At 49.7% G+C, this 11763-nt stretch carries 10 protein-coding genes, 1 rRNA gene and 3 pseudogenes; 8 read left to right on the top strand and 6 right to left on the bottom strand.

Going from position 1 to position 11763, the window contains the following annotated elements; genetic code table 11:
* Both rrf and ACRPFF_RS10395 read left to right on the top strand, forming a co-directional pair.
* Positions 1-83 (top strand): 5S ribosomal RNA (rrf, locus tag ACRPFF_RS10400); the annotation flags it as partial.
* 52 nt (positions 84-135) lie between these two features.
* A pseudogene (locus tag ACRPFF_RS10395) lies at positions 136-564 on the top strand (helix-hairpin-helix domain-containing protein).
* A 349-nt stretch (positions 565-913) separates the two neighbouring features.
* Here the strand turns inward: ACRPFF_RS10395 and ACRPFF_RS10390 are convergent.
* The 3 genes from ACRPFF_RS10390 to ACRPFF_RS10380 all read right to left on the bottom strand — a co-directional run bounded on the left by ACRPFF_RS10390 (position 914) and on the right by ACRPFF_RS10380 (position 1752).
* Positions 914-1177, bottom strand: a complete 264-nt coding sequence (locus tag ACRPFF_RS10390) for a hypothetical protein (RefSeq protein ID WP_432674606.1) — start codon at positions 1175-1177, stop codon at positions 914-916.
* Between the two features lie 20 nt (positions 1178-1197).
* Positions 1198-1410, bottom strand: a complete 213-nt coding sequence (locus ACRPFF_RS10385; protein WP_432674610.1) for a hypothetical protein — start codon at positions 1408-1410, stop codon at positions 1198-1200.
* Between the two features lie 141 nt (positions 1411-1551).
* Positions 1552-1752, bottom strand: a complete 201-nt coding sequence (locus ACRPFF_RS10380) for a hypothetical protein (RefSeq protein ID WP_432674605.1) — start codon at positions 1750-1752, stop codon at positions 1552-1554.
* A 283-nt stretch (positions 1753-2035) separates the two neighbouring features.
* Here ACRPFF_RS10380 and aroG point away from each other — a divergent pair, with 283 nt between their 5' ends.
* Together aroG and ACRPFF_RS10370 are read left to right on the top strand one after the other, a co-directional pair.
* A complete protein-coding gene (aroG, locus tag ACRPFF_RS10375; protein WP_432674604.1) occupies positions 2036-3091 on the top strand; it encodes a 3-deoxy-7-phosphoheptulonate synthase AroG in 1056 nt (351 codons plus the stop codon).
* A 67-nt stretch (positions 3092-3158) separates the two neighbouring features.
* Entirely contained in the window at positions 3159-3647 is a 489-nt protein-coding gene (locus ACRPFF_RS10370; protein ID WP_432674608.1) for a dihydrofolate reductase, read from the top strand.
* 29 nt (positions 3648-3676) lie between these two features.
* Here the strand turns inward: ACRPFF_RS10370 and ACRPFF_RS10365 are convergent, their stop codons facing one another.
* Positions 3677-4153 (bottom strand): CYTH domain-containing protein, encoded by a 477-nt coding sequence (locus tag ACRPFF_RS10365; protein WP_432674603.1) that lies wholly within the window; start codon positions 4151-4153, stop codon positions 3677-3679.
* Between the two features lie 11 nt (positions 4154-4164).
* Positions 4165-4590, bottom strand: coding sequence for a CopD family protein (locus ACRPFF_RS10360; RefSeq protein WP_002249959.1), 426 nt, complete (start codon positions 4588-4590; stop codon positions 4165-4167).
* 116 nt (positions 4591-4706) lie between these two features.
* Between ACRPFF_RS10360 and ACRPFF_RS10355 the strand changes: the two genes are divergently transcribed.
* From ACRPFF_RS10355 to ACRPFF_RS10340, 4 genes and pseudogenes are all read left to right on the top strand, one after another.
* Positions 4707-4952 carry a hypothetical protein gene (locus ACRPFF_RS10355; RefSeq protein WP_002249960.1) on the top strand — a complete coding sequence of 82 codons (246 nt, stop codon included), beginning with the start codon at positions 4707-4709 and terminating at the stop codon, positions 4950-4952.
* A 1127-nt stretch (positions 4953-6079) separates the two neighbouring features.
* Positions 6080-6686, top strand: a pseudogene (locus tag ACRPFF_RS10350) (hypothetical protein); the annotation flags it as partial.
* A gap of 65 nt (positions 6687-6751) precedes the next feature.
* Positions 6752-8209, top strand: a pseudogene (locus tag ACRPFF_RS10345) (autotransporter outer membrane beta-barrel domain-containing protein); the annotation flags it as partial.
* Between the two features lie 247 nt (positions 8210-8456).
* Positions 8457-9923 (top strand): surface lipoprotein assembly modifier, encoded by a 1467-nt coding sequence (locus ACRPFF_RS10340; protein WP_432674607.1) that lies wholly within the window; start codon positions 8457-8459, stop codon positions 9921-9923.
* Positions 9924-10133: 210 nt separating this feature from the next.
* On the opposite strand, the gene miaB is transcribed toward ACRPFF_RS10340, so the two are convergent.
* Complete coding sequence (miaB, locus tag ACRPFF_RS10335; protein WP_432674602.1) at positions 10134-11462, bottom strand: tRNA (N6-isopentenyl adenosine(37)-C2)-methylthiotransferase MiaB; 1329 nt, start codon at positions 11460-11462, stop codon at positions 10134-10136.
* Positions 11463-11763 lie beyond the last annotated feature (301 nt).

Genomic DNA, 11763 nt, shown 5'->3' with positions numbered 1-11763 from the left:
TTCCCATCCCGAACAGGACCGTGAAACGACTCAGCGCCGATGATAGTGTGGTTCTTCCATGCGAAAGTAGGTCACTGCCAAACACCCATTTAGAAAACCCCCGGATATCCGGGGGTTTTTGCTTTGCCAGGAAAAATGTCGGGGGTGGTAGGACGGTATCTGTACGGTGTCCGGTTGGGTTTGTGGAGGGACAACTTGAAACTTTTGGATATTCATTTTAAAATGACGTAATTTTATTATTTACTACACGGTAAAGGAAAAACCATGAAAAAAATGTTTGTATTGTTCTGTATGCTGTTCTCCTGCGCCTTCTCTTTTGCGGCGGTAAACGTCAATGCCGCTTCTCAGCAGGAATTGGAGGCGCTGCCGGGAATAGGTCCGGCGAAGGCAAAGGCCATTGTGGAATACCGTGCGCAAAACGGTGCGTTCAAGTCTGTGGACGAGTTGACGAAGGTTAAGGGTATCGGCCCTGCGGTGTTGGCGAAGCTGAAGGATCAGGCTTCTGTCGGTGCGCCTGCGGCTAAGGCCCCCGCTAAACCGGCTATACCGACTGCTAAAAAGTAGGGCGTAAGTGCCGATAAAGTGCCGTCTGACCATAGGTCGGGCGGCGTTTTATTGTGTGTGCTTTATAGTGGGGCAGGGTGTTTGATTTTGTTATGGCTGTGTTGATGGAATTAAAATTTGCTGTTTCGGTAATGGTTGCTTATGAGCGTATAGTCAACTATTGTATGCCCGCTCAAGAGAGAATGGGGCGTACATATTTGACTTTAATTGACTATGTGCCGTCTGAAAATTGCTTTTCAGACGGCATTTCCGGTCTGTGTGAAACAATGAGGTAAACTGCGCTACGGAATATTTCTGTTGAAAATGGGCAAAGGCGGCACTTCTATATTGCCTTTCATGCGTAAGGGAATTAGAACGTTGCGGCTACGCGGAAGCCGTACTCGTTGTCCTTTGTATGATCCATTTCGGTTTTGTCGCCATCCAAGACGAACTCGGCAGACTCGCGGGTTGCGCGGTGGCGGTAGTACGGACCAAATTCCATGTTGAGACCGTCGGTCAGTTGTTTGCCCTCATTCAGACTGGTGCCAAATTCCCATACTTTGGTGCTTGTGCTGATATCGTGGGAAGCCCCCATTTGAGTGGTCACCACCTTGGTTTTGCCGTGCAAATCCACATGGGAATCTGCTCACGGAGTTAGGAACCAGCCTTCACAAGGTTTTGATGAATTTCGCTGTCTATAAGGTGTTTACCTTTTGAAGAGACGGGCGTAGCCGTCGCGCCTTTCTCCCAGAGGACGTTCCGCTTGGATGTACTGTATCCCCGACTAATGCTGCTACGGAAGCGTGTGGATTCGCTGACTGATTGGGTGTAGGTATAGTCCGAATACACTGTAGCTGTTTTGTTTATTATGTCCGTTAAGTTTCTCCTCCTTCCTTATCGTAGATATCGATTTTATTTTTGTTGTGCGTCGCTTCAAAACACATACCGTGGCGTTCGTCAAACAGCATGTCCGCACGCAAACCGATAACCGGCTTGCGTTATTTTTTTTCAAATTGCCAGTAGTGCCTTTCCGGTAAAGACTTTGTACTCGCCTTTGGCGATAAAATCGAGAACGTTTGCCATTGTGTCGGCGAAAACGGCTGCCAATGAGCGTGTAAGTAAGGTTTTTTCATGTCCTGTTTTCTGCAATGAAGATAAGTTAAAAAGATTGCAGGGAAATGCCCACTTATCAATTAAATCTTTTCTCAATTAATTCGTTTATTTTCTTTTCAAGGGTTTCTGTGTATTTTCGGTTGTTTCGGTTTTGCCATGCAGGTTTGCCCGAATGAATGGCGAGTATTGTTTTTATCAATTTATTTTCTTTTTATTTGGAATAAAATTTCTAAAATATTAAAAATATGAAATTTAAAATCTATAAAAAAAGCTGTGTCGGTTATTTTGGAATAAAATAGCTTTGCGGTGGACTGTTGAGCTTGTTATGTTTATACAAACCATGTAATCTATATACAAAACCAATCAGGAAAGATACCCGATGACACACCATTACCCCACTGACGATATTAAGATTAAAGAAGTTAAAGAACTGCTGCCGCCGATTGCCCATCTTTACGAACTGCCGATTTCTAAAGAGGCTTCGGGTCTGGTTCACCGTACGCGCCATGAGATTTCGGATTTGGTGCATGGTAAGGATAAACGGCTGTTGGTCATTATCGGGCCGTGTTCGATTCACGATCCAAAAGCGGCGTTGGAATATGCGGAGCGTTTGTTGAAACTCCGTAAACAGTATGAAAACGAGCTTTTGATTGTGATGCGAGTTTATTTCGAGAAGCCGAGAACGACGGTGGGTTGGAAAGGTTTGATTAACGACCCGCACTTGGACGGAACATTCGATATCAATTTCGGTTTGCGTCAGGCGCGCAGCCTGTTGTTGTCCCTGAATAATATGGGCATGCCTGCCTCTACCGAATTTTTGGATATGATTACACCCCAGTATTATGCCGACTTGATTTCTTGGGGGGCAATCGGTGCACGGACGACTGAAAGCCAGGTCCACCGTGAATTGGCAAGCGGTCTGTCCTGTCCCGTCGGCTTTAAAAACGGTACAGATGGTAATTTGAAGATTGCAATCGATGCAATTGGTGCGGCGAGCCATTCCCATCATTTCTTGTCTGTAACTAAAGCCGGACATTCCGCCATTGTCCATACCAGTGGCAATCCAGATTGTCATGTTATTTTGCGGGGCGGTAAAGAGCCGAATTATGATGCGGAACACGTCAGTGCTGCGGTTGATCAGTTAAAGGCGGCCGGTGTAAACGATAAGCTGATGATTGATTGCAGCCATGCCAACAGCCGCAAGGATTATACCAAGCAGATGGATGTGGCACGGGATATTGCCGCCCAATTGGAACAGGACGGGAGCAATATTATGGGTGTAATGGTAGAAAGCCATTTAATAGAAGGCAGACAGGATAAGCCGGAAGTTTACGGTAAGAGCATTACCGATGCGTGTATCGGTTGGGATGCGACTGAAGAACTGTTGGCATTGTTGGCGGGTGCCAACAAAATACGTATTGCTCGGGCAAGTTGAGATTTTTGATACGGAATATCATAAAATGCCGTCTGAAGCTTTCAGACGGCATTTTTATGGAGACGATATGACTAAAATAACCTTAATTGCAGCGTGTGCGGAGAATCTGTGCATTGGGGCGGGAAACGCCATGCCTTGGCATATTCCGGAAGATTTTGCATTTTTCAAAGCATATACCTTGGGGAAGCCGGTGATAATGGGACGGAAAACATGGGAGTCTTTACCGGTCAAACCCCTGCCTGAAAGAAGAAACATTGTTATTAGCAGGCAGGCGGATTATTGCGCGGCAGGCGCGGAAACGGCGGCAAGTTTAGAGGCGGCATTGGCATTGTGCGCAGGCGCGGAAGAAGCCGTCATTATGGGCGGCGCGCAGATATACGGACAAGCGATGCCATTGGCGACCGATTTGCGGATAACCGAAGTGGATTTGTCTGTGGAAGGAGATGCATTTTTCCCCGAAATAGACCGGACGCATTGGAAAGAAGCAGAGCGGACGGAACGCCGTGTCAGCAGCAAAGGCGTTGCATATACATTCGTGCATTACCTCAAGGGATAACCGCAAGGCAGATGCCGTCTGAAGCCGCTTCAGACGGCATTTTTCCAGGTTGAGAACGGGTGTTTGCTCAAGTACGCATTGGTAAACATGCCGTCTGAAGTGATTTCCCGTCCCAGCCAGTCCGGCCGGTCAAAATCGGCATTCTCGTCGGGCAACTCAATTTCCGCAACGACTAAAGGCGCATTATCGCCAAGAAAAACATCGATTTCAAACAGGCTGCCGCCCCATCTGACCGGATAACGCCGTTTTTCCATTTTAAACGGGCACATCGTTTCCATCATCTTTTCTGCATCTGCAAGCGGGATTTCGTATTCAAACTCACTGCGGCTGAGTTCCGAAATATAGCCTTTCAGTGTCAGCCACGCCCTTTGTCCGACAATACGGACACGGACGGTACGTTCTTTCTCGACAGAAAGATAAGCCTGTTTCAAGAGCAGCGGCTCATCGGCGTATTGATGCCATTTGTCATTTTCAATCAAAAAGCGGCGTTCGATTTCTACCGGCATAAGATGCTCCGTCAAAACGGTTTGAACACAACCAGGTAAAGCGCACCTATCATCAGCAGTACAGGGATTTCGTTAAATACGCGATACCAGCGGTGTGAGAAAGTATTGCTGTAATTCTGAAAACGACGCAGCAGCACGCCGCAATACAGCTGATAGGCCAAGAGCATCAAGCCCAAACACAGTTTGACATGTACCCAACCGCTGCCCCACCAACCAGCGGCAAACGGTATCGCCGAGCCGAACACGACCGCACCGAAACCTAAAGGGGACATAAAACGGTACAACCGCACCGCCATGCCCGACAGACGCACATACTCGGGATTGCCGCGCGGCGCACCGATCATTGCCATATTGACAAAAATCCTCGGCAGGTAAAACAGGCCGGCAAACCATGAAATAACAAAAAACAGGTGAAACAGTTTGAACCAAGAATACATAAATGCCAGCACATCATACTGAAAAGCGGTATTGTACAGGCAAACCGCCCGTGAAACATGATAAAATAAGGCATACAGACGGATTAAATATAATCGTTATCGAAAACGGAGGCAAAATGCTCAAATCCATCGAACTCAATTCACACATCCGCAACCGCCTTGCAGCATATCTGAAAGGCAGGGGCATGGATTTTCAGACGGCAATGCAGGAAGAAGAAGGCAACAAAGAAATCGCCGCCATCGTCCACAGCGGTCTGCCCACTCTGGTCCGCAAACTGTATTCCGAACAAAAAATGCAGAAGTTTTTTTGGGAAAAGCGGGATTTGATTGCCGACTACATCAGCCACCGGATGCAGGGATAGGTGGCTGAAATCTGTTTTCAGGCAAGTGAAAAGACAATATGGCAGATTGAAATTACGCTTATCGTCATTCCCGCCCGCGCGGGAATCCGACTTGTCTGGTTTCGGTTATTTTTCGTTTCGTAACTTTTGAGCCGTCATTCCCGCGCAGGCGGGAACCCAGACCTTTAAACCCCGGCATCCCCGATAAATTCTTGCGGCATTAAAATTCTAGATTCCCGCTTTCGCGGGAATGACGGCGGAGGTTTTTTGTTTTTCCCGATAAATGCACATCATCCAAAATCCCGTTATTCCCACAAAAACAGAAAATCAAAAACAACAATCTGAAATTCCGTCATTCCCGCGCAGGCGGTAATCCGGCTTGTTCGGTTTCGGTTATTTTTCGTTTCGTAACTTTTCAGCCGTCATTCCCGCGCAGGCGGGAACTCAGACCTTTAAACCCCGGCCATCCCCGATAAATTCTTGCGGCATTAAAATTCTAGATTCCCGCTTTCGCGGGAATGACGGCGGAGGTTTTTTGTTTTTCCCGATAAATGCACATCATCCAAAATCCCGTTATTCCCACAAAACAGAAAATCAAAAACAACAATCTGAAATTCCGTCATTCCCGCGCAGGCGGTAATCTGAACACGTCCGTAGGGAAACCTATATCCCGTCATTCCCACGAAAGTGGGAATCCAGGATGCAGGGGAAACCGTTTTATCCGATAAGTTTCCGCCCCGAAAGGTCTAGATTCCCGCTTTCGCGGGAATGACGGCGGAGGGTTTTTAGTTTTCCCGATAAATGCACATCATCCAAAATCCCGTTATTCCCACAAAACAGAAAATCAAAAACAACAATCTGAAATTCCGTCCTTCCGGCGCAGGCGGTAATCTGAACACGTCCGTAGGGAAACCTATATCCCGTCATTCCCACGAAAGTGGGAATCCAGGATGCAGGGGAAACCGTTTTATCCGATAAGTTTCCGCACCGAAAGGTCTAGATTCCCGCTTTCGCGGGAATGACGGCGGAGGGGTTTTTTGTTTTTCCCGATTTTTCATTGCGATGTAGTGTGATTTAGTATATAATCAGTAGAAATTGAACACTTGACAAAGGAAAATTTCTCATGACACAGAAAAAAATCAAGCAAGCAAGCAAGCAAGCAAGCAAGCAAGCAAGCAAGCAAGCAAGCAAGCAAGCAAGCAAGCAAGCAAGCAAGCAAGCAAGCAAGCGGTCGGGTTAATCTATTAACATTATCTGTTTTATCGCTGTTTTGCACGCCATATGCTTGGGGTTCGGATGCGTACGATCCCGTCAAAGAAGCCGAGATTAAAAACAAATTTATTTTAGAAGCGGCGGAAGACAGAAATTCCCACGTTTGGCGCGGCCCGTGCAGCATATCTTTTGATTGCTTCGGTGCTTTCAGTTATCAGCCCGGTTCGGATACTCGTTCTACAAATATTGGCGATGCTGCCGATTTTTCATTTTCAGACAAGCCGGCAAACGGTGTTTTCCATTATTTCTCCAGCGGTAAAACCGATCAAAAATCATCTGAAGCCTTGTATGACGAAATCAATATCACGGGTAAAAACTACAATAGCGGCATCCTCGCCGTCGATAATATGCCCGTTGTTAAGAAATATATTACAGATACTTACGGGGATAATTTAAAGGATGCGGTTAAGAAGCAATTAAAGGCTTTGTACGACACGAAACCCGAAGATTGGGAAAAAAATAAAAAAATAGTTGAGAAGCAGCTAATAGAAAAACTTGGAATTACTGAAGCTGTATTCAATATGCTTAAACAGAGAAAACCCAATATAATTAATCCGTTGATAGAAGACGCCGTACTCACTCCTTATCCATCATCTACCAATCTCGACAACATCTTCAATAAAACACTGCACGTCAAAATCGAAAACAAATCCCACGTTGCCGGACAGGTGTTGGAACTGACCAAGATGACGCTGAAAGATTCCCTTTGGGAACCGCGCCGCCATTCCGACATCCATACGCTGGAAACTTCCGATAATGCCCGCATCCGCCTGAACACGAAAGATGAAAAACTGACCGTCCATAAAGCGTATCAGGGCGGCGCGGATTTCCTGTTCGGCTACGACGTGCGGGAGTCGGACGAACCCGCCCTGACCTTTGAAGACAAAGTCAGCGGACAATCCGGCGTGGTTTTGGAACGCCGGCCGGAAAATCTGAAAACGCTCGACGGGCGCAAACTGATTGCGGCGGAAAAGGCAGACCCTAATTCGTTTGCGTTTAAACAAAATTACCGGCAGGGACTGTACGAATTATTGCTCAAGCAATGCGAAGGCGGATTTTGCTTGGGCGTGCAGCGTTTGGCTATCCCCGAGGCGGAAGCGGTTTTATATGCCCAACAGGCTTATGCGGCAAATACTTTGTTTGGGCTGCGTGCCGCCGACAGGGGCGACGACGTGTATGCCGCCGATCCGTCCCGTCAAAAATTGTGGCTGCGCTTCATCGGCGGCCGGTCGCATCAAAATATACGGGGCGGCGCGACTGCGGACGGGCGGCGCAAAGGCGTGCAAATTGGCGGCGAGGTGTTTGTACGGCAAAATGAAGGCAGTCGGCTGGCAATCGGCGTGATGAGCGGCAGGGCCGGCCAGCACGCATCAGTCAACGGCAAAGGCGGTGCGGCAGGTAGTTATTTGCATGGTTATGGCGGGGGTGTTTATGCTGCGTGGCATCAGTTGCGCGATAAACAAACGGGTGCGTATTTGGACGGCTGGTTGCAATACCAACGTTTCAAACACCGCATCAATAATGAAAACCGTGCGGAACGCTACAAAACCAAAGGTTGGACGGCTTCTGTCGAAGGCGGCTACAACGCGCTTGTGGCGGAAGGCGTTGTCGGAAAAGGCAATAATGTGCGGTTTTACCTGCAACCGCAGGCGCAGTTTACCTACTTGGGCGTAAACGGCGGCTTTACCGACAGCGAGGGGACGGCGGTCGGACTGCTCGGCAGCGGTCAGTGGCAAAGCCGCGCCGGCATTCGGGCAAAAACCCGTTTTGCTTTGCGTAACGGTGTCAATCTTCAGCCTTTTGCCGCTTTTAATGTTTTGCACAGGTCAAAATCTTTCGGCGTGGAAATGGACGGCGAAAAACAGACGCTGGCAGGCAGGACGGCACTCGAAGGGCGGTTCGGCATTGAAGCCGGTTGGAAAGGCCATATGTCCGCACGCATCGGATACGGCAAAAGGACGGACGGCGACAAAGAAGCCGCATTGTTGGTCAAATGGCTGTTTTGATGCGTCGGGAAATGTTTTGACGCACAGGCGGCACACCTGCACGGCCCCGCGCGCCGCCCCGCAAACCGATCCGAACCCTGCCGCCCCGAAGGGCGGGGCATAATGATGAAACCGGCGGAAAACCGCCGGTTTTTTGCTGCCGTCTGAAACCTGATTCTGGCTTCAGACGGCATTGTCGCGGCATCGGGCGGCAGGGTTTGGAACAGCGGCATAAAAAACTGATACAATCCGCCGGTTGATAATGGTTATTTTTTATTTTTATTTTTGTGGGAAGACATTTATGCCTGCACGAAACAGATGGATGCTGCTGCTGCCTTTATTGGCAAGCGCGGCATATGCCGAAGAAACACCGCGCGAACCGGATTTGAGAAGCCGTCCCGAGTTCAGGCTTCATGAAGCGGAGGCCAAACCGATCGACAGGGAGAAGGTACCGGGGCAGGTGCGGGAAAAAGGAAAAGTTTTGCAGATTGACGGAGAAACCCTGCTGAAAAATCCCGAATTGCTGTCCCGCGCGATGTATTCCGCAGTAGTTTCAAACAATATTGCCGGTATCCGCGTTATTTTGCCGATTTACCTACAACAGGCGCAGCAGGATAAGATGTTGGCACTTTATGCACAAGGGATTTTGGCGCAGGCAGACGGTAGGGTGAAAGAAGCGATTTCCCATTACCGGGAATTGATTGCCGCCCAACCCGACGCGCCCGCCGTCCGTATGCGTTTGGCGGCGGCATTGTTTGAAGACAGGCAGAACGAGGCGGCGGCAGACCAGTTCGACCGCCTGAAGGCGGAAAACCTGCCGTCGCAGCTTATGGAACAGGTCGAGCTGTACCGCAAGGCATTGCGCGAACGCGATGCGTGGAAGGTAAACGGCGGTTTCAGCGTTACCCGCGAACACAATATCAACCAAGCTCCGAAACAGCAGCAGTACGGCAACTGGACTTTCCCGAAACAGGTGGACGGCACGGCGGTCAATTACCGGCTCGGCGCGGAGAAAAAATGGTCGCTGAAAAACGGCTGGTACACGACGGCGGGCGGCGACGTGTCCGGCAGGGTTTATCCGGGGAATAAGAAATTCAACGATATGACGGCAGGTGTTTCCGGCGGCATCGGTTTTGCCGACCGGCGTAAAGATGTCGGGCTGGCAGTGTTCCACGAACGCCGCACCTACGGCAACGACGCTTATTCTTACGCCAACGGCGCACGCCTTTATTTCAACCGTTGGCAAACCCCGAGATGGCAAACGCTGTCTTCGGCGGAGTGGGGGCGTTTGAAGAATACGCGCCGGGCGCGTTCCGACAATACCCATTTGCAAATTTCCAATTCGCTGGTGTTTTACCGGAATGCGCGCCAATATTGGACGGGCGGTTTGGATTTTTACCGCGAGCGCAACCCCGCCGACCGTGGCGACAATTTCAACCGTTACGGCCTGCGCTTTGCCTGGGGGCAGGAATGGGGCGGCAGCGGCCTGTCTTCGCTGTTGCGCCTCGGCGCGGCGAAACGGCATTATGAAAAACCCGGCTTTTTCAGCGGTTTTAAAGGGGAAAGGCGCAGGGATAAAGAATTGGACACATCCTTGAGCCTTTGGCACCGGGCATTGCATTTCAAAGGCATCACGCCGCGCCTGACGCTGTCGCACCGCGAAACATGGAGTAACGATGTGTTTAACGAATATGAGAAAAATCGGGTGTTTGTCGAGTTTAACAAAACGTTCTGATGTTTGGCGTGTTCTATAGTGGATTAACAAAAATCAGGACAAGGCGACGAAGCCGCAGACAGTACAGATAGTACGACAAGGCGAGGCAACGCCGTACTGGTTTAAAGTTAATCCACTATATTTCAATCTGCTGTCAATTGAACCGGTACGCTGCAAGACTGAAAAATGCCGTCTGAAACGTTTCAGACGGCATTTTCTCGGCGTGAGGGTTTAGGCTTCGACAACTTTGCCGCGCAGGGAGAAGGTGTAGGCCTCGGTGATTTCCAAATCGATCATTTGGTTAATCATGTCGGGTGTGCCGGTAAAGTTGACCACGCGGTTGTTGGCGGTGCGGGCTTGGAGCTGGTCGGGGTCTTTTTTGGAGATGCCTTCGACCAGGCAGCGTTGTACCGTGCCGACCATGGTTTGGTTGATGCGCGCGGTTTCGGCTTCGATGACTTCGTTCAAAGCTTCGAGGCGGCGCACTTTTTCTTCATGCGGCGTGTCGTCGTGCAGGTTGGCGGCAGGCGTGCCAGGGCGTGGACTGTAAATAAAGACGAAGCTCAAGTCGAAGGCAATGTCTTTCACCAGTTTCAAGGTTTGCTCGAACTCGCGCTCGGTCTCGCCGGGGAAGCCGACGATGAAGTCGCTGCTCAGGCATAAATCAGGGCGGATGGCACGCAGTTTGCGGATGATGGATTTGTATTCCAAAGCGGTATAGCCGCGTTTCATCGCGCTCAATACGCGGTCGGAACCGCTTTGAATCGGCAGGTGCAGGTGGGAAACCAGCTTCGGCAGGTCGCGGTAGCACTCGATAATCGCGTCGGTAAAGTCGCGCGGATGGCTGGTGGTAAAGCGCAGGCGTTCGATACCGGGGATTTCGTGGACAATGCGCAACAAAGTAGCAAAGTCGCAGATTTCGCCGTCGTCCATTTCGCCGCGATAGGCGTTGACGTTTTGACCTAAGAGATTGATTTCTTTAACGCCTTGTTGCGCCAAACCAGCAATCTCGGTCAATACGTCGTTGAGCGGGCGGGAGAATTCTTCGCCGCGGGTGTAAGGGACGACGCAGTAAGAGCAGTATTTGGAACAGCCTTCCATAATGGAAATGAATGCCGAACCGCCTTCTACGCGCGCAGGCGGCAGGTGGTCGAATTTCTCGATTTCGGGGAAGGAAATATCGATTTGCGAGAGACCGGTGGTTTCTTTATCGACGATGAGTTTGGGCAGGCGGTGCAGCGTTTGCGGGCCGAAAACCACGTCCACATACGGCGCGCGTTTGACGATGTTTTCGCCTTCTTGCGAGGCGACGCAGCCGGCAACGCCGATGATGAGGTCGGGATTTTTTTCTTTGAGCGGGCGCACGCGGCCCAAATCGGAGAAAACTTTTTCTTGCGCTTTTTCACGCACGGAACAGGTGTTGAACAAGATGATGTCGGCGTCGTCGGGCTGGGTAACCTGCTCGATGCCGCCGTGTTCTTCGGCAAGGACGGACAGCATTTTTTCGCTGTCGTACTCGTTCATTTGGCAACCGAAGGTACGGATAAATACTTTTTTCATGGTTTGTGTCTTTCTCAGGCAGCCGTAATTGCGGGGCTGATTGTTGTTGGAATGAAAAAATTTCAGACGGCATGACGGTGCCGTCTGAAAATCGGTGCGGATTATAGCACGATGTGGGGTTTGTAAACAGAATATTGTTTTTAATATGAATTTATCCGATTTTGATAGCTGTATTCGGTTGATACCAGTAATCACAGTCGTGGGGGAATTACAGCAAGCGTTTCCTTAAAAGATTGGGTAAACAATCAAAAACAAAATGGCATTGCCCCAATCAGAAAAGCACGTTTCTATGGTACAGCCA

The organism is Neisseria sp. SLRRB23 (assembly GCF_050896295.1).
In the GTDB taxonomy this organism is placed as follows: Bacteria; Pseudomonadota; Gammaproteobacteria; order Burkholderiales; family Neisseriaceae; genus Neisseria.
This window is presented reverse-complemented; position numbering and strand designations above follow the sequence as displayed.

What these genes read in the sequence shown, in the direction of transcription:
- ACRPFF_RS10355 (WP_002249960.1), top strand. Translation starts at nt 4,707, where the DNA reads ATGCTCAAATCCATCGAACTCAATTCACACATCCGCAACCGCCTTGCA.
- ACRPFF_RS10365 (WP_432674603.1), bottom strand. Translation starts at nt 4,153, where the DNA reads ATGCCGGTAGAAATCGAACGCCGCTTTTTGATTGAAAATGACAAATGG.
- aroG (WP_432674604.1), top strand. Translation starts at nt 2,036, where the DNA reads ATGACACACCATTACCCCACTGACGATATTAAGATTAAAGAAGTTAAA.
- miaB (WP_432674602.1), bottom strand. Translation starts at nt 11,462, where the DNA reads ATGAAAAAAGTATTTATCCGTACCTTCGGTTGCCAAATGAACGAGTAC.
- ACRPFF_RS10370 (WP_432674608.1), top strand. Translation starts at nt 3,159, where the DNA reads ATGACTAAAATAACCTTAATTGCAGCGTGTGCGGAGAATCTGTGCATT.
- ACRPFF_RS10360 (WP_002249959.1), bottom strand. Translation starts at nt 4,590, where the DNA reads ATGTATTCTTGGTTCAAACTGTTTCACCTGTTTTTTGTTATTTCATGG.